Source organism: Ornithinibacillus caprae (assembly GCF_009728145.1).
Lineage (GTDB): Bacteria > Bacillota > Bacilli > Bacillales > Amphibacillaceae > Ornithinibacillus > Ornithinibacillus caprae.
The window spans coordinates 266,430-283,874 of sequence record NZ_WOCA01000003.1; the positions used below are offsets into that span (position 1 = coordinate 266,430).

General features: G+C 36.3%; 18 protein-coding genes and 1 tRNA gene. 11 read left to right on the forward strand and 8 right to left on the reverse strand.

The genetic code is table 11. The features are described from left to right. Positions 1-188 precede the first annotated feature (188 nt). Positions 189-659 (forward strand): divergent PAP2 family protein, encoded by a 471-nt coding sequence (locus tag GMD78_RS06455; RefSeq protein WP_155668014.1) that lies wholly within the window; start codon positions 189-191, stop codon positions 657-659. Positions 660-917: 258 nt separating this feature from the next. On the opposite strand, the gene GMD78_RS06460 is transcribed toward GMD78_RS06455, so the two are convergent. From GMD78_RS06460 to GMD78_RS06470, 3 genes are all read right to left on the reverse strand, one after another. Then, a complete protein-coding gene (locus GMD78_RS06460) occupies positions 918-2,216 on the reverse strand; it encodes a DUF2254 domain-containing protein (RefSeq protein WP_343042153.1) in 1,299 nt (432 codons plus the stop codon). Between the two features lie 226 nt (positions 2,217-2,442). Continuing rightward, positions 2,443-3,243 (reverse strand): pyrroline-5-carboxylate reductase, encoded by an 801-nt coding sequence (proC, locus tag GMD78_RS06465; RefSeq protein ID WP_155668016.1) that lies wholly within the window; start codon positions 3,241-3,243, stop codon positions 2,443-2,445. Between the two features lie 95 nt (positions 3,244-3,338). Next, entirely contained in the window at positions 3,339-4,079 is a 741-nt protein-coding gene (locus tag GMD78_RS06470) for a ZIP family metal transporter (protein WP_155668017.1), read from the reverse strand. A gap of 149 nt (positions 4,080-4,228) precedes the next feature. On the opposite strand from GMD78_RS06470, the gene GMD78_RS06475 reads away from it, so the two are divergent. Both GMD78_RS06475 and GMD78_RS06480 read left to right on the forward strand, forming a co-directional pair. Next, positions 4,229-4,369 (forward strand): YpzI family protein, encoded by a 141-nt coding sequence (locus GMD78_RS06475; protein ID WP_155668018.1) that lies wholly within the window; start codon positions 4,229-4,231, stop codon positions 4,367-4,369. 302 nt (positions 4,370-4,671) lie between these two features. Further along, entirely contained in the window at positions 4,672-5,805 is a 1,134-nt protein-coding gene (locus tag GMD78_RS06480) for a CAP domain-containing protein (RefSeq protein ID WP_155668019.1), read from the forward strand. 60 nt (positions 5,806-5,865) lie between these two features. On the opposite strand, the gene GMD78_RS06485 is transcribed toward GMD78_RS06480, so the two are convergent. After that, positions 5,866-7,332, reverse strand: coding sequence for a protein adenylyltransferase SelO (locus GMD78_RS06485; RefSeq protein ID WP_155668045.1), 1,467 nt, complete (start codon positions 7,330-7,332; stop codon positions 5,866-5,868). Positions 7,333-7,634: 302 nt separating this feature from the next. Here GMD78_RS06485 and GMD78_RS06490 point away from each other — a divergent pair, with 302 nt between their 5' ends. From GMD78_RS06490 to GMD78_RS06500, 3 genes are all read left to right on the forward strand, one after another. Further along, positions 7,635-7,787, forward strand: a complete 153-nt coding sequence (locus GMD78_RS06490) for a helix-turn-helix domain-containing protein (protein WP_155668020.1) — start codon at positions 7,635-7,637, stop codon at positions 7,785-7,787. A gap of 278 nt (positions 7,788-8,065) precedes the next feature. Continuing rightward, positions 8,066-8,260, forward strand: coding sequence for a hypothetical protein (locus tag GMD78_RS06495; RefSeq protein WP_155668021.1), 195 nt, complete (start codon positions 8,066-8,068; stop codon positions 8,258-8,260). 171 nt (positions 8,261-8,431) lie between these two features. Next, the gene (locus GMD78_RS06500; protein WP_246187590.1) at positions 8,432-8,899 is read left to right on the forward strand and encodes a spore coat protein; all 468 of its coding nucleotides are present in this window, start codon (positions 8,432-8,434) and stop codon (positions 8,897-8,899) included. 368 nt (positions 8,900-9,267) lie between these two features. Here GMD78_RS06500 and GMD78_RS06505 read toward each other — a convergent pair whose 3' ends face one another. The 4 genes from GMD78_RS06505 to GMD78_RS06520 all read right to left on the reverse strand — a co-directional run bounded on the left by GMD78_RS06505 (position 9,268) and on the right by GMD78_RS06520 (position 11,540). Then, complete coding sequence (locus tag GMD78_RS06505; RefSeq protein WP_155668022.1) at positions 9,268-9,891, reverse strand: DJ-1/PfpI family protein; 624 nt, start codon at positions 9,889-9,891, stop codon at positions 9,268-9,270. A 161-nt stretch (positions 9,892-10,052) separates the two neighbouring features. Beyond that, positions 10,053-10,832 carry a hypothetical protein gene (locus GMD78_RS06510; RefSeq protein WP_246187581.1) on the reverse strand — a complete coding sequence of 260 codons (780 nt, stop codon included), beginning with the start codon at positions 10,830-10,832 and terminating at the stop codon, positions 10,053-10,055. Between the two features lie 40 nt (positions 10,833-10,872). After that, complete coding sequence (locus GMD78_RS22010; protein WP_484549345.1) at positions 10,873-11,001, reverse strand: phage holin family protein; 129 nt, start codon at positions 10,999-11,001, stop codon at positions 10,873-10,875. 466 nt (positions 11,002-11,467) lie between these two features. Continuing rightward, positions 11,468-11,540 (reverse strand) — tRNA-Val (locus GMD78_RS06520). A 299-nt stretch (positions 11,541-11,839) separates the two neighbouring features. On the opposite strand from GMD78_RS06520, the gene GMD78_RS06525 reads away from it, so the two are divergent. The 5 genes from GMD78_RS06525 (at position 11,840) to GMD78_RS06545 (ending at position 17,233) form a co-directional block, all read left to right on the forward strand. Beyond that, entirely contained in the window at positions 11,840-13,570 is a 1,731-nt protein-coding gene (locus GMD78_RS06525; protein WP_343042154.1) for an ABC transporter ATP-binding protein, read from the forward strand. Beyond that, entirely contained in the window at positions 13,560-15,389 is a 1,830-nt protein-coding gene (locus GMD78_RS06530; protein WP_155668024.1) for an ABC transporter ATP-binding protein, read from the forward strand. Before GMD78_RS06525 ends, GMD78_RS06530 begins: the two co-directional genes overlap by 11 nt. A 51-nt stretch (positions 15,390-15,440) precedes the next feature. Next, the gene (locus GMD78_RS06535; RefSeq protein WP_155668025.1) at positions 15,441-16,163 is read left to right on the forward strand and encodes an alpha/beta hydrolase; all 723 of its coding nucleotides are present in this window, start codon (positions 15,441-15,443) and stop codon (positions 16,161-16,163) included. A gap of 129 nt (positions 16,164-16,292) precedes the next feature. After that, positions 16,293-16,811: a YjcG family protein gene (locus GMD78_RS06540; RefSeq protein WP_155668026.1), complete on the forward strand. Its 519-nt coding sequence runs from the start codon at positions 16,293-16,295 to the stop codon at positions 16,809-16,811. Then, positions 16,808-17,233, forward strand: coding sequence for a GNAT family N-acetyltransferase (locus GMD78_RS06545; RefSeq protein WP_343042155.1), 426 nt, complete (start codon positions 16,808-16,810; stop codon positions 17,231-17,233). Before GMD78_RS06540 ends, GMD78_RS06545 begins: the two co-directional genes overlap by 4 nt. The last annotated feature ends 212 nt before the right edge of the window (positions 17,234-17,445 follow it).

The window sequence follows — 17,445 nt, forward strand, 5'->3', positions numbered from 1 at the left end:
TTTGTCGAACAATATGTCTAATCCAAGAACCAATTATAATAGAGGTGTTCATATATTGCGAGTCAAAAGTACTAGTGGATAGAAAATTTTCTGTCAAGTGCCTGTCACTTGTCGGAATTTGTCGTTACTCGGTTGATTAGATGTATAAAAGAGTGGGTTGTGTTTCATCTTAAGTTTGAGGTGACGTTATGTTAAATCGAGCGATAACTACTGCTTTAGTAGGGATTGGAGCAGCACAGTTACTTAAGGTACCTATACATTATCTTGAAACCGGAGAGTGGGATTGGAAAAAAATTGTTGGTTCTGGCGATATGCCAAGTTCTCACTCCTCTGCCGTTACATCATTAACGACGTATGTAGCATTAAAAAAAGGTGTTCCCTCTATTGATTTTGGAGTCAGCAGTATCTTTAGCTTAATTGTCATGTATGACGCAATGGGGATACGCTGGCAGGCTGGCCAAACTGCTATTGCTGTAAATGATATGTACGAGCAATTAGAAAAATTGGCAGATCATCATCCAGGTTATTCGTATAAAAAGCGTGAAAGAGAACTAAAAGAAATGCTTGGCCATATGCCTATTGAAGTTGTTGGTGGTGCAGCGCTTGGCACCGCCATCGGTTCCTTAAGCTATATATTGGAAAGTAATAAGCAATCATAAGAATACAAGGCATTCACCAAACCCTTATAGTGAATGCCTTAGTTGTACTTAAGCAGGTTAGGAAAGTCTAGGCTTTCCTGTCTGCTAATAAAAGGATGTTCCTGTTCTAAAGCATGTCATCATGCCTATATGACGTTATAGCCTTCTATGACTTTTCCAGGAAGAGAGCATCCTTTAATATATTTTCGTAAACATCAGAAGACCAATATAATCACTTTTTAAAAGACGCTCCAAATCATTCATAGAACCCCTTCAAATTTATATTTTTCTAGAAACCTCTTTTAACTTTCGATAAATTGACTCTACATGCTGACGATCTAAATCCTGTAATGAGTCCCAATCAATCGAATTTACTATATAATAATGAAACGCCCATATCTTTCTTCTAATTGCATAATCCTTACTCGAAATGGACATCTTATATAAAACTTCCAACAAACTGTAACAGATCGAAACATCCTCTTTCCCATAATAAAGAATTTGGTAAAAGCTCTTGTATAAATAATTCTCATAAGGTTTTGTCTTCCTTATAACTCTTAAATCGTTCTTTTTGTCTGTTAGATACGGAATTTCCTTAAATCCATTTCCTAAATCAGTTAGTACCGAACCAATCCTATTAATACAATCAGTGGCTGTATCTGGATCATTGATGGAAGGAGAAACTGCTTTCACTGCTATTTCCACTAGCTTTTGAATGTTAAATTCAATATCCTCCAAGTCTGTACGTTCACTTCCAATAATAATATATTCTCGAATGGGCTCTAATTCTAGTGAATCATAAGCGGAATATACGGTTACTATTGGTAAATCCTTGGTAACATAATCACCAATCTGTTGGCGTAGATCAATCACACAATCATTTAATCTAGCCCAATTCACTAAGGACTGCCATTCTATCTTTTGAATGTATCCAGCATTTTTTGCCTGTAAAACATGATGTGGTAACCTTTTAAGTCTTCTCAGCTCAGACTCATCCCACATCTCGAATTCACCAAACTCTTTTTTATTAAAAAAATCCTTAATAACACGAGAGCTATCATAATGGATATATTCAATCAAGCTACTAACCTGCAACCACCTTGCAGCATGATGGATAAAGTAAATAAAAAAAGCTAAACAAAAAATGGAAATGATAACCATAAGGATTGGTCCTATAATGGTATCGTGGGTTCCAATTAAAACGAGATTAATTAAAGCAAACATAAACCCAAAGCAAAACACCCCTAATACATGGTGGGTTACCTTACTTTGCATAAAATCCTGTAGGGTACGTGGTGAAAATTGTGAGGAGTACGTCGTGAGTACTACCATAATTACCGAAAAGCTAATTGTTGTCATTGTTAATATTGCAGTAACTAATGAGGTGTATAATCCCCTAGCAATCTCATCACTAATGACCAACATACGAGGCAATTTATAATTTCCCTCTCCTACCATCCATTCATCAACGTGATGAAATACAACAGCTAAAATCAAAGAAATAAAACTATAGATTGCTGGAACAAACCAAAAACTATCTCTAATTCTTATCATCCAGACTTTGATCCGAGTCACCACAAGCAAGCCACTCCTTCAAGTACAATAACTATCCGTAATTAAAAGTATCGGTCATAAATCAAGACGCTATTCAATTTCCCTAAAATTACTCTGTAAACAGCTTTTGCCGAATGGCTAGTAGTTGAAATAATGACTCTCAGATACATTTCATATGATAATCGTATTTTCTTTACTTCAGCATAAGAAAAGCGTGAATTCCATATAAGGAATTCACGCTTGGAAAAGATTATTTTTTCTCCAACTTACTTACATTCGCCTGCACTGCTTTGATCACTGCTGAGCGAAATCCACTTTCCTCAAGACTTGCTACAGACTGGATAGTTGAACCACCAGGAGAGCAAACATCATCCTTCAACTTACCTGGGTGAAGTCCAGTTTCTAGCATCATTTTTGCTGATCCTAACACAGATTGTGCCGCTATTCGATACGCTTGTTCTCTAGGCATCCCATGTAATACTGCTGCATCAGCTAGTGCTTCCATATACATATATACAAAAGCTGGTGATGAACCTCCAACTGCGCTTGCTGCATCCATTAAGCTTTCATCCATTACTTCCGCTTTTCCGAAGCTCTCAAATAACGCTTTGATTTCTTCCTTTTCTTCATCCGTAACAAATGAATTAAATCTAATACTCGTTAATCCTTCGCCAACAAGCACAGGCGTATTTGGCATTGCCTTTACGACCTTCGTGTTTTTCGAAAAACGTTCTTCATTTTGCGCAATAGATTGCCCAACTGCAATAAGGACAACAATCGCATCCTCCTGAATGACATCTTTTATTTCGTATATAACCGAAGCATATTTATCAGGAGTGATCGCTAGAAACACGATGTCACATTTCTTAGCTACATCGACATTATTTTCAGCAATCTGTATTCCGTAAGTTGCCTTTAGATTTAATAGTTTTGGCATCGTTCGATTGGAAGCAAAAACATTTTCTGGATCAACAAATTCCGAATCGATGATCCCTCCAATAATTGCTTCTGCCATCTTCCCACTACCTATAAAGCCAATTTTTCTATCCATGTAAAAATCCTCTCATCTTTGAATCACAATTATTAATTGTAATACAGAGAAAAATGAATGGCAATTAACTTTTAAGTTAGAAGAAGGGCCAATACTTATAAATGATGTAACCACAGAGAAATAAATAAGCCAATTGCAGTAACAAATCCTACCGTTGGCCCTCCCTGTTTAAATGCTTCTGGCATCATGGTAGAAGCAATCATAGAAATTATCGCACCACCAGCAAACGCACTCATAATTGCCTTAATACTATCTGATGCAGATTCAAGCAATGCCCCACCCCAGGAACTTAATGCTGAGAAGAATACAACCAAGACCCAAAGGACTACTATTTTCTTCTTTGAGTATCCGCTCTTTTGCATTCCAACGGTACTTGAAATTCCTTCAGGTAAATTACTGATAAATATAGAAATAACCAATGCTAAACTAACACTACCTCCACCGATAAGGCTCATCCCAATCATTGCAGACTCTGGTAGTGTATCCATTACGGTTCCAATAAAAATCGCTAACCCTGATTCCGGCTTGGCGTCATCCTCCGACTGCTCCTGACGATCATATTTTTTCCGTTTATGACCCCCACGACGGGAAACAAGGATATTAAAAAAGGTAAAAAGTAATGCTCCACCAAGAAATCCAATGGCAGTTTCTTTAAACCCACTCCACTTCACCGCATCTTCTAATAACTCAAATGTTGTTGCTCCAATTAATGCACCTGTACCAAGTGCCATAATATAAGCTATTAATCGTTTAGGAATGGAGAACTTTAAAACAAGGAGAGCACCTAGCAAGGTTGCTGATGCTGCAATCGTTCCCCACATAATCGCATACCACATCTAAAGTCCTCCTAAATTCAATTCATTATGAAGACTCTTCTTTCATAACATCTTATATTTAAATTTTTAGCATAGACTTTTATTTTGACCTAATTACATGTGAATATTATTCCCAAAATATCTCATGTTAAAGACAGGAGGTGCTAAAATTGGGAAGAGATCGTCAAGAAAAGAAGCTTAAACAAAGCAGACGCGTAGAGTCAGACCGTGATGTAGGTCTTCGTTATAAAGGTTCAACCAAAATGTCTAGTCCTGAAGAAGCTAGAAAATTGAATGATGGAGATAAGTAATTGTGAGAAGTTGAATAGAGTTTAATGTAAAGGATGAAATCGTGGATCATTGATTTCATCCTTTTTATCTTTTATTACACCACTCCATTAATCAACTTCACTTGGCATTGACATTTTCAAAATCACGAAGTAATTATAAAGCCCAAAAATTGTTAGTTGAATTTCATTGGTATATACTCGCCATGTAAACGTGAATACTATAAAATTATTAATGTATAAAATTCTCTACGAGTAATTAAAAATTGGTTCAGTTATCTATGAATCTTACATGTAAATAATAGAAACAAGACAGGAGTGAGATTATGCCAAAAGTACGGAATATTATATTGTTACTAATAATTGCTGGTGTTTTTTGGCATTTTTACGGAGATTCATTTAATCGCTCTGGTGTTCATGGAGTTATAGAAGATATTCGCTCCGATGTTAATGAAATAAAAGAAAACCCTAAAGTTATCAGTACACTGGAAACAATCAATCAAGAGATTCAGGTACTGTTTGGGAAATTTATAGAAAACGATCAAGACCAAGAACAACAACCTATTCATCCTAATGTAAAAAAGCCTGATCTAGATACTCCTGTAGAACAATCTTTTTCAGTTCATAATGTGGAGCTCGGTGATGATCGTTCAACGGTTGAAGAAGAGGCAGGTGAGCCGGAGCGCTCAACATTAAATGAATATGGGGTTAACTGGGTTACGTATCATGAAAACTTCCAAAACTTTTTCATGGTTGCCTATGATAACCAGGATAAAGTGGTTGGGTTGTATACAAATCAAGGTCTGATGAATTCTACACATGATGTAACATTTAATAGCTCAAGAGATTCTGTTCTAGAAGAGCTAGGTAAACCACTTAAAAGCATTCGAAAAGGGTTTGTAAATTATCAAGTTCAAAGCAACGGAGAATATGATACATTTCTTATTGATCAAAATTATGTAACGATCTTTTATGATAAGCATGAAGAAAATACAGTAACAGCTATACAAATTATTAGTGAAAAGCTCGAACAGCAAAAGGAAGAATTCTTCGGAGAGCCAAGTGATGAATTGAAGGAAGGATTTGAATATCAATTATTCGATTTAACGAATGCTGCAAGGGTTGAACGAGGGCTTCCTGTTTTATCCTGGGATGACTCGGTTAGGAAAACTGCTCGAAATCATAGTAAGGATATGGCAGACAATAACTATTTTAGCCATACTAATCCTGCTGGACAATCCCCGTTTGACCGTATGGAAGAAGACGATATCGCCTTTCAAATGGCAGGAGAAAATCTTGCAGCAGGTCAATCAAGTAGTATTTTCGCTCACGAAGGTCTGATGAATTCCTTAGGTCACCGGGAAAATATTTTACACACTGATTTTAGAGCATTAGGTGTAGGAGTTGCTTTTAATCAGGATTCACAGCCATACTATACGGAGATGTTTTTGACGAAATAAATGGACTAAAAATGCTACCTTGTTGCAAGACAGGTAGCATTTTTTTTAAATACTCTTATATCACGTACCACAAAACGTTTGATAAGGTCTATCTGATGGCGCGGGAAGTTTACAATACTCTTTTTGGTCAGGAGAATAAGCATATGGTTTCGAAAGAACATCAAGTAGTTTCTTCAAAACACTATAATCACCATGTTCAACTGCCGCTTCCAATGCCTCTTCTACTCGGTGATTTCGAGGTATTACTGATGGGTTATTTTTTCGCATTAATTCTTGAACCTGTTCTTTCGACTCCTGCTGTCTGCTTAATCGATCCTTCCACTGTTCATGCCACTGTTTAAATTCTTGTGAGGCGAACAGGGTCATTCCTTCCAGCTGATCGATCGTTAATGCACGAAAAGTATTAGTGTAGTCTGCATTATATTTTTTCATTACTTGGAGAAGAACTTTTATTAAGGATTCATCCTGTCTTTCTTCATTAACTAACCCTAGTTTAGCTCTCATCCCGTCTAGCCAATACTGCTGATATAAATCCGCATACTCAGAAAGCACGTTCTTTGCAAGTTCGACTGCCTGATCTTGATCTTCATGCATGAACGGTACCAATGTTTCAGCAAATCGCGTTAGGTTCCATCTACCAATACCTGGTTGATTTCCATACGCGTACCTACCTTGGCGATCAATCGAACTGAATACCGTTTCTGGATCATACTCATCCATGAAGGCACATGGACCATAATCAATGGTCTCCCCACTTATTGTCATATTGTCCGTGTTCATCACACCATGAATAAAGCCGACCAATTGCCACTTTGCAATTAATGCTGCCTGTCGCTTACTAACCTCACGAAGCAAGGAAAGATATTTATTTTCATCCGCTTCAACAGCTGGATAATGACGTTTTATTGCATAATCAGCTAGCTGCTGATGTTCTTCATCGGTTCCCCATCGAATCGAGTATTCGAATGTACCAACGCGTAAATGACTTGCTGCAACTCGAGTTAAAATCGCACCAGGCAGTGCTGTTTCACGCATGACTTCTTCCCCAGTTGTCACTACCGCTAAACTACGCGTTGTAGGTATTCCTAGTGCATGCATTGCTTCACTAATGATATATTCTCGTAACATCGGTCCGAGTGTTGCACGACCATCTCCCCCACGGGAATACGGAGTTGCACCTGCTCCCTTGAGTTGAATATCAAAGCGTTCACCTGTTGGCGTATTTTGCTCCCCGATTAGAACCGCTCTACCATCACCTAACATCGTAAAGTGACCAAATTGATGTCCTGCATATGCTTGTGCTAGTGGAAAACCACCATCAGGAATATTGTTCCCCGAAAATACTTCTATTCCCTCTTGACTTTGAAGAGTCTGGGCTTCTAATCCTAGCGATTTTGCCAGCGGTTCATTAAATATTCTTAATTGTGGCGAACGAACTGGTGTTGGATTTTGTTTGGTGAAATAGGCTTCTGGTAGTTGCGAATACGTATTGTCAAAGTTCCACCCTATATTCTTTTTATTTGTCATTACATCATTACCTTTCATTTATTAAATACATTTTTACGTTTCCCTTATTTATTATATTTAACATTAAATGAAGTAAAATAAAAAGAGATAGAACTTCACTCATTTATGAAGGGAGTTTATCTCTAATATTGAGTGAGAGGAAAATCAACTCATATGCTGTAGCATAGCGCAGGCGAGCGATACAGCTTTTATAGCCTATCTCTACCCTTCGACTAAAAGGGTTGTTTTATGTCAAAAGTAGCGCATTTTCATTGAAGGATTAACGGCTCACTATTAAGAATTTAAATTGTGAGGTGTTAATTATGAAAAATAATTTAGAAAAGATTCGAAAAGAGCAAGGCTGTTTAAAGGGTTGGATTGCAGAAAAAGCTGGTGTTATACCAAACACAATAACCGATTTAATAAACGGTACCGAACCAAAACTTAGTACAGCATATAAAGTTGCCCGAGGTTAAATAAGTCAGTTTATGATATATGGCCAGATGAGGCTTTTTATTGAACAATATGATGATATTGATGTATCAATTCATCAGTTATTTCATGATTTTGATTCTTTACGTATACTCTTTGCCAGGGCACGCCTCTTTACTTAAAAAAATCGGTTGATTGGCATAAAAGCCGAAGCGATACATTTGATAACCAAATTAAAAGGGCAATTATCCATAACACTCTAGCTTCTATAACTGCATAACCTATTAAAGAAAATCGAATCTAAATATGGAGGGTTGGACAAATGGGTAATAATAGAGAATTTGATAACATTTCTAAAAAGAGTATAGATATGCTTATTAACTCAACATTTAAGCGACATGGAATAAGCCTAGATAAACCCCAAAGGCTCAATCTAAAGGAAAAGCAGGAATTAAAAAAATTAGTCAGAGACTTACAAAAGGGTGTAAACTCCTTAACAAGAACAACGAAAAAATGATTGTTCCTTAAAGAAAAAGAATGGGCGCTAAGTAACAGCATGTTCCATTCTTTTTTTCTTTTAAATAGATAAAAGCACATTTTCTACGCACTAGTCTTAAGCCTTTCCTTTTCCTAGACTATTCACATACAGTGTAATGTAAATTTATTATTTTAGGGAGGAGAATAAATGATGGAAAGTAGAGTATGGGAAGGAGAAAAACCTATGGTAAGTGGTAGACAGGTAAGTAATTGGAATGCACTTGACCCAACAAGTGTTCATCCTTTAGAAAACGAAACACAAGATGCTGGTCAAATAATAAAATCTATCCAACAGTCATTTGAATCTATTATAATTAAGGATTCAGCTGATGTTGAAGTAACAAGCACTGATACCCAAGCGGCTATCAACCTGCAAGTTGCCCTTCAAGCAGCAATTTCATTAGTAATAAGCTTATCAATCGCTGATAGTGATAAGGCTGAGAGAGTAACACAAGATTTACTATCTAGATTAACATCCAATCAAGTAAACAGACAACAAACGTATATTGAAAATTCTCGTGGGGTTAAAGTCTCTACAACAGATACAGATGTAGCAGTAAATGCGCAAGTGCTATTACAAGTTTTACTTGCTTTAGTTGCTAAAATAAACATCCTGTAATATGAAGTTAAGCCGACCTAATGGGTCGGCAATGTACATTAAGTATAGCTTATTAAACCGTTTTGGTTGGTTATTCCTTACAATTGGGTGTGAATTCTGAATAAGGCTTTTGCCTTTTCTTGTTGAAGTAAAGTGGGGCGTTAGCAATAAGAAGCTTATAAATAAAAGGCTGGAGAAAAACCTTAATGGGTTCGGTTGATGGGGAGAAAAATACTAATTACCCTATAAATAACAGGCTAAGTAGTATATATTTCAACAGTAAATTGGTAATATAAATGGCAAGTAAAAACGCTCAGATTATTTCTGAGCGTTTTTTGATGATATATTTTACTAACATAATTGAACTAACGCACCTTTTAGTGAAAAATTTATATTGTAAATTCAATAGTTTTAGCAGTTCTTTCAGCAGTAGATTTTCCCAAAATTTGCTCAACAATATATAGTGCCATGTTTATTCCTGAAGAAACTCCACCAGAAGATATGATGTTGTCATCCTGTACAACTTTTCTATCGGATAAAACTTGAATCTCAGGATACTTTTCTTGTAGCAATTTCAATGCTAAATGGTGAGTAGTTGCATTCTTTCCATCTAACAAGCCAGTTTCTCCTAATATGTACGCTCCAGTACAAACAGAACATATATATTCAATAATTTTATGTTTAATAATCCAATCTATTATCTTTTGGTTTTTAGCCATAGATTGCACCGCTCTTAAGGGACCACCTGGAACAATTAGAATATCTAAATCAGGACTATCATTAATGCTAAAATCAGGTTGTACTTTTATCCCTGAATGAGTTTTTATTTCCATTCCTGTTTCTGAAAGAGTAAATACCTCAAATGGTCTCTTTGGTAATAAATTCTTTTTGTAAAGGGTTAATGCTTGTTCGGCTTTATTATTTGCAGTTAATGATAAAACCTCAGCGGGACCAGTAAAATCTAAAACATCTACATAGTCAAACAGTAAAATTCCGACCTTTCGCTTTTTCATTTTTTGTATCTCCTCTTCCTAAAATTACTTATTTAGAATTAACTCTTCTTACACTTTCCTGCCTCTTTAGTTTAAGAATATCATTTCACAATCTATATATTTATTTTAACATTAATTTCTTATTTACCTTTTAAAAAAATAAGTTCACTTGATAAAGTGAACTATCTTAAATAAATTATATCTTTCAAATCAAATACTTTCTCGGTTAAACCTAATCGTTGTACAGGAGTTTTAATTGTTCCGTTTGTTTTATAGGCAAAACAAAAATTATAATAGGTACTTAGTATAGTAATAGCCATCTGAGCATACCTCGGTTTGAAGTTTGAATAAATATAACTTTTCCCATCCCCACGAGCAGTTATTAGAGGTCTTTCTAATATGGATAGCCTTCTTCGAATCTGTTGAATAAAGGTGTTTGTAGCATTATCATTTACATTCAATATTAAGGAAGCAACATCTTTTGGTTCTAGAGATGATAGGTTTGTTGTACAATCTACTGAACGAAAGCCTCTATCAATTGTCGCAAGAGGGTGATGTATTGGATTATCAGCATATTCTAAATGCGTTCCTAAAGCAGTTGTTACCTCTTTGTGAAATGAATGGTTCTCGAACAATTCTTGTAGTTGTAAGAATGCCAATTTTCTTAGAGACCTTGTTCCAAGTCCTCGCATCGTTCTCCAATTAATCAAATCAACTCTTGCTTGTACAAATTCTTCACGAGGCTGTTTCCTTGTTTTACTCTTATCGGTTTGACATAGAAAATGATGAGCATCAGATTGCCTAATTTCCTTCGAAAAGACTCGATTGACAGAAGTAATAAGGGAATGGTCCTCATCGGCCACAAAACGCCATTCTGAGGCTTGTACAAGGCGTTTAATCAACCATAGGTGTGCAATCGTTGTGTAAGTCGAATCAACGTGTAAGCAATCTGTATACTTCATTCTCCGTTCTACAAATTCCAACTCTTTATAGTAATCTGATTTACAGTAACTCGTTAGCTAAATAAAAGAAGATGACCGCATCTCTTACCATGTGGCCATCTCCTAATACTGTGTCTATTGCGTGCGTACAGCTACAAGTGCTGATATCATTACCTTTTTTCCAATTCAGTTGAACCCAATCTTACTACTTAATTTCCCTTGATATCCCGCTACCATTAACCCCGATAGCTGAAGAAGCTTCACACTTATTGGAATATTTAGAATCAGAAGTCAGAGTTCCACACTGGCAAATAATCATTAAGCTTGCTATTACTACTGGTATGCGCCGTTCTAAGTTGTATGGTTTGGAATTTAAACATTTCGATTACAAAAAAAGTATTGTACATGTTGAACAGGCTCTGACATATTCAAAAGATGATGGATACCAGGTTCAGAAATTAGAAATGGGAATATATCAGCAAATCATCGAAATGTTGTTATTTCGCAAACTTTAATCGAACCAATAAAAAAATTGGAAGTGCAGCGTAAAAAAGAAAGACTTAAAATTACCATTTCGTCGGCAAAAACAATGTAAAAAGATACTAGCGCCAATTCCTAACTAACAAGGAATGGCTTTTTATCAATGGTTCTGAGTATGATTCCGATTGGGCTCGAACCAACGACCTCCACCCTGTCAAGGTGGCGCTCTCCCAGCTGAGCTACGGAATCGTATAATAATATATAACTGATTTAATTATATGTAGTCTAGTAATATCTGTCAATAAGAAATAAAAAGCATCTCATTGAATAATTTGTCGTACAATTCTTTCAAAATAAACTTCATTTTTAATAATAAAGATCATTCCTCAAACAACTAATCAGGCAAGAAAAACACAACCTTCCAAACAACCCACCAATTTATTTCGAGTTCAGAAATAAATATTTGGAAATATAGTTGTATATCCATTATAATTAAACAATAATAATTTTTTATTTAAACAAAGAATTTTGACAACGGGGGTTTATTCGTGAAAACAGTCTTATCATCCTTAAAGAACTACAAACTACCGGCTTTTGTTGCCTTTAGTCTCATGCTGATTGAATTAGCAGTCGAGCTGTTACTTCCTTTCTTCTTAGGGAAAATGATTAATAATGGGGTTATGGCACAGGACTTAAATAATATTATCATGTGGGGAAGTATCATGATCGGGCTTGCGATCTTTTCCTTTATTTCTGGAATTATTAATTCATTCTTTGCTTCACACGTAAGCTGGGGATTTGCTCATGATATGCGTGAAAGACTATTCCGTAAGGTTCAGGCATTTTCATTTGCTAATTTAAATAAATATCCAACGTCTGGATTAATGACGCGCTTCACTAACGATGTACGCCAAATACAAAACACGATTTTTATGGCACTTCGAATTATGGTAAAAGCGCCATTACTAGTTGCGGGTGGCGTTATTATGGCTTTCATCGTAAATCCACGATTAGCCGTTATTTTCCTCATAACCGTTCCGCTTCTCATCGGATTTTTATTATGGGTCCTCAAAAAAGCTACAAAAATGTTTGATCGTGTACAACGTAGTGTCGATTATGTAAACCGTGTTATGCAGGAAAATTTGGCTGGAATGCGTTTGATTAAGGCTTTCTTCCGTCGTAATTACGAAGAAAATCGCTTTATGACTGCAAATACACGTTTAAAAAATAATACCCGTACAACATTCCGTTTTGTTGAGGCATCCATGCCAGTTTTACTGTTCATCATGAACGTTAGCTTAATCGCGATCCTTTGGTTTGGCAATGCGCAATCTCTAGCAGGAACTACGGAAGTTGGGGATGTCGTAGCAATCGTTAATTATGCAATGCGTGTGGCAATGGCAATTTCTATGTTCTCATTTATTATCATGGCTTTCTCGCGTACAAAAGCATCTGCCGATCGTCTCAGTGACGTATTAAATGAAGAAGTAGATTTATCAGACCGTAAAGATGCCCAGCAAACTCAACCTGTTACAGCTGGGAAAATTGAGTTTCAAGATGTATCATTCACGTATCCAACGGCAGAGGAACCTATCTTAAAACATATTTCATTCACTGTTCATGCTGGTGAAAAACTAGCAATTATTGGAGCAACTGGTGCTGGGAAAACATCATTATTCCAGTTAATCCCACGCCTTTACGATACAACAAAAGGTGAAATTTATATTGATGACAAACCAATCACCTCCTATACATTGGACACGTTACGAAGAAGTATTGGTTATGCACCTCAAAGTCCACTGCTATTTAGTGGTCCAATCATCGAAAACATCGCTTGGGGGAAGGACAATGCAACACATGATGAGATTTTAAAAGCAGCACAGGATGCACAAATCCACGAAACCATTATGGACTTACCAGACCAATATCATACAAAGGTTGGTCAAAAAGGTGTTAATCTTTCCGGTGGGCAAAAACAACGTATTTCAATTGCTAGAGCACTGATCCGTAAACCGAAAATCCTCATGCTGGATGACAGTACAAGTGCACTTGACTTAGCTACGGAGTCCCGTCTACTTGAGGCCATCCAAGAAGATGTTCATACCATGCTAATCATCACGCAAAAAATATCTACAGCAATGAAGGCTGATCGAATTTTGCTAATGGATTATGGAAACATACTTGCAATCGGAACACATGATGAACTCATACGTAGCTCTGATTTATATCGAAAAATTGTTGAATCTCAGTTTGGAAAGGAGTATCCTCATGTCGATTAAACAGTTAAAAGAACCTTTTCAATATAAAAAAATTCCAATTGAAAACATATCAGATGAGATTAAACAAAAACGGGCGAGAAATACAGCTGGAACAATCAAACGAATTTGGTCTTATTTAGCTAGAGAAAAAGCAAAGCTATGGCTAGTAATCTTAATGGTGGTCATGAGCTCTGGCTTAAGCTTACTTGGCCCTTTTATGGTTGGTATGGCTATCGATGACTATATTGTTGAGAAAGAAGTAGCTGGTCTAGGGACACTCGTTGTCGGATTATTAGTTGTGTACCTATTCCATTCCCTTTCCATTTTTATGCAGAATTACTGGATGGTTGGGATTGCCCAAAATACTGTTTACGACTTACGATCTGATCTATTTCATCAATTCCATCGCTTACCGATCTCTTATTTTGATAAGCGACAGCATGGAGAGTTAATGAGTAGAATTACGAATGATATCGATAATATAAATAACACATTGAACCAATCGGTGATTCAAATTTTCTCAAGTGTGCTTACCCTTCTTGGAACATTAGCCGTAATGATTTATTTGAGTCCGATTCTAACGGTTGTTACGATGACAATTATTCCAGTTATGTTCTTTGCGACTCGCTGGATTACTAGAAGAACTGGTCCATTATATAAATTACAACAAAACGATTTAGGTGATTTAAATGGATATGTGGAAGAAATTGTTTCTGGTCAGCATGTTGTAAAAACGTACTCACAAGAACAACGTGTTATTGCCGAATTTGAAGAGAAGAATAAAAAGCTTAATCGCTCAGGGTTTTGGGCATTAACAATCGCTGGTTTTATCCCTAAAGTAATGAATATGCTTAACTTCATGAGCTTTGGTTTAATCGCACTCGTTGGTGGGATTTTAGCAATTAACGGAACTGGACTAGTTACCGTTGGGATAATTGTGATTTTCACGGAGTATGCTAGACAATTTACTCGACCACTAAATGAGCTATCAAACCAATTTAACGTACTCTTGTCTGCTGTTGCAGGTGCAGAACGCGTGTTTCATGTAATCGATGAAGAGAAAGAAGAAACGGATGAGCATTCTGCGATTGAATTACCGGAAACACAAGGACATTTCCAATTTAGGCACGTTTCCTTTGGGTATGAGGATGAAGCTATTTTAAAGGATATTAGCTTTGAAGCGAAGCCTGGTGAATCCATTGCATTTGTCGGTCATACTGGTGCTGGGAAAACAACGATTATTAATCTAATTTCACGTTTTTATAATTACGATGGTGGGAAAATTACATTAGACGGAAAAGAACTGAAGAAAATAAAACGATCTAGCCTACGAAAACATATGGCATTTGTACTTCAAGACTCCTTCCTATTCCATGATACTATTCGTGAAAATATTCGTTATGGAAGATTGGACGCAACTGATGAAGAAGTAACAGAAGCAGCCAAAAAAGCTAATGCACATGAATTTATTACTCAATTGCCTGATGGATATGATACGGTATTAGACCAAGAAGGTAGTGGTATCAGTCAAGGGCAAAAGCAATTGTTAACCATTGCTCGAGCATTTATTGCGGAACCTTCTATCCTTGTGTTAGATGAAGCAACTAGTAATATCGACACCATTACCGAATTAAAAATTCAAGAAGCACTGAAAAAATTAATGGACGGTAGAACGAGCTTTATTATTGCTCACCGCTTGAATACTATCCAAGAAGCAGATAAGATTATCTTGTTAAAGCATGGCGAAATCATGGAGCAAGGCAGTCACGAGGAATTATTGCAACTTAGAAGAAATTATTTTGATCTATACAAAGGTCAGTTACAAGAGGTAGGTAGTTAAGAAAAATGGTACACTAGGATTATTAGGCAGTTTGAAAGTGAGGGTTTCGTTTTGGGACGTAAAGGAAAAATGATTGAACAAGAGATCAATAGCACCTATTTACAGGAAAACATGACACTAAAAACATATCAGCCAGAATCGTTTTCACCGTTATATAAATACCATATTTGCATCATGCAGGATGGTAATGATTATTTTCAATTAGGTCGAATAGCTACCCTTAGTGACCGGCTACATGATGACCATGAAATTGAAAACACAATCTTTGTTGGAATTCATTACAAAGACCGTCATGATCGATTAAAAAAATATCATCCAAACGGCGAGCAGCATGAGGCTTATGTTAAATTTTTAGTACATGAGGTTGTACCACTTCTCGATGACTTTTTACCAACCTATCATATGGGAGGCTCACGTGCATTAATGGGAGATTCACTTGCTGGAACACTTGCACTTGTAGTCGCTAGCAAATATCCAAACACATTTGGGAAAGTAATTATGCAGTCCCCATTAGTCGATGATAAGGTACTCGAAATTGTAGATAATGCCAAGGATCTGCAAAGTGTAGAAATCTATCATACCATTGGCACCGCTGAGACAAATGTAAAAACAACGGTTGATCCAGAAGTTGATTTTGTTACGCCAAACCGTAAATTGAAAGAAGTATTAGATCAGAAAGGGGCGACTTATTACTATAAAGAAATCCCCGATGGTGACCACACGTGGAAGTATTGGCAAAAGGATATGCCAGAAGTATTGACTACAATGTTTTAAAAACTTAAAGAATTTTCCATTTAATCATAAAATAGTCTCTTCATTTAAAGCTGTTTTTGTTATAATGAAAAGAACACGAAAAAATACGTGCTAAGCGAATAGTGAAAAAATCGAGTAGGAGGTTTTAAAATGAAATATGGTATTGCAATTTTTCCTTCTAAGAAAGTACAGGATGAAGCCAATTCGTATAGAAAACGATACGATCCGCATTACGCGCTAATTCCACCACATATTACCTTAAAAGAAGCATTTGAAGTAGATGAAGATACATTAGATGAGTTAGTTGTCGAGTTAAAGCATATTGCGAACGAAACAAAACCATTTACGATTCAAATTAATAAGGTTAGCTCGTTTGTACCAGTAACAAACACCATTTATCTTAAAGTAGAACCACACGACACGTTAACAGCTTTATATAAGAAGATGCATGCTGGTAAATTCCCTGATAATAAACGGTACACTTTTGTTCCTCACATTACAATTGGTCAAAAATTATTGGATGATGAGTATTCGGATGTATTTGGAAGCTTGAAAATGAAGGACTTCAGAATCGAAGATACCATCGATCGTTTCCAACTTTTATATCAACTAGATAATGGGTCTTGGACTGTACATGATTCATTTGTTTTTGGGAAGGAATCCGTGTGAACACAAAAATCGTAGAAACAAACGAAGAAAAGAAACATGCTTTTCAAGTAAGGACCATTGTATTTGTAGATGAACAACATGTACCACCAGAGGAAGAGCTAGATGAACATGATGCAGAAGCTATTCATTTTATAGGCTATCAAGACGATGTACCGATTGCTGCCAGCAGACTTCGATTCGTTGATAGCTACGGTAAACTTGAACGCATATGCGTGTTAAAAGAACATCGTGGAAAATCATTTGGAAAACAAATAATTGAAGCGATGGAAGAGGTTATTATCGATAAAGGTTATTCCAAAGCAAAATTAAATGCCCAAACACATGCAGAGGACTTCTATAAACGTCTTGGATACCAAACCATATCTGGAGAATTCATGGACGCTGGAATTCCACATGTGACGATGGTAAAAGATCTTAATTAGACCGCTATTTTGCGGTCTCAGGCTGTCGAAAAACCCTCGACAGCCTGTTTTTTATTTAGAATACTTTAACAATTCACCGCGTTAATTTGTTATAATATAAGTAACAATATAAGGCGGTGGTAACTGTGTTTCATACTAGAAATAATACTCAAAATGAAGTGGAATTTGTAAGTATAGAAGACTTAGTACCCCAAGATCATTTACTTCGTAAG

Bases quoted from the DNA above. Each gene is read 5' to 3' on its own strand.
- GMD78_RS06470 (WP_155668017.1), bottom strand. From the start codon at position 4,079: ATGTGGTATGCGATTATGTGGGGAACGATTGCAGCATCAGCAACCTTG.
- GMD78_RS06510 (WP_246187581.1), bottom strand. From the start codon at position 10,832: ATGAAGTATACAGATTGCTTACACGTTGATTCGACTTACACAACGATT.
- GMD78_RS06490 (WP_155668020.1), top strand. From the start codon at position 7,635: ATGAAAAATAATTTAGAAAAGATTCGAAAAGAGCAAGGCTGTTTAAAG.
- GMD78_RS06455 (WP_155668014.1), top strand. From the start codon at position 189: ATGTTAAATCGAGCGATAACTACTGCTTTAGTAGGGATTGGAGCAGCA.
- GMD78_RS06540 (WP_155668026.1), top strand. From the start codon at position 16,293: ATGAAATATGGTATTGCAATTTTTCCTTCTAAGAAAGTACAGGATGAA.
- proC (WP_155668016.1), bottom strand. From the start codon at position 3,243: ATGGATAGAAAAATTGGCTTTATAGGTAGTGGGAAGATGGCAGAAGCA.
- GMD78_RS06500 (WP_246187590.1), top strand. From the start codon at position 8,432: ATGGAAAGTAGAGTATGGGAAGGAGAAAAACCTATGGTAAGTGGTAGA.
- GMD78_RS06495 (WP_155668021.1), top strand. From the start codon at position 8,066: ATGGGTAATAATAGAGAATTTGATAACATTTCTAAAAAGAGTATAGAT.
- GMD78_RS06485 (WP_155668045.1), bottom strand. From the start codon at position 7,332: ATGACAAATAAAAAGAATATAGGGTGGAACTTTGACAATACGTATTCG.
- GMD78_RS06505 (WP_155668022.1), bottom strand. From the start codon at position 9,891: ATGAAAAAGCGAAAGGTCGGAATTTTACTGTTTGACTATGTAGATGTT.
- GMD78_RS06530 (WP_155668024.1), top strand. From the start codon at position 13,560: ATGTCGATTAAACAGTTAAAAGAACCTTTTCAATATAAAAAAATTCCA.
- GMD78_RS06480 (WP_155668019.1), top strand. From the start codon at position 4,672: ATGCCAAAAGTACGGAATATTATATTGTTACTAATAATTGCTGGTGTT.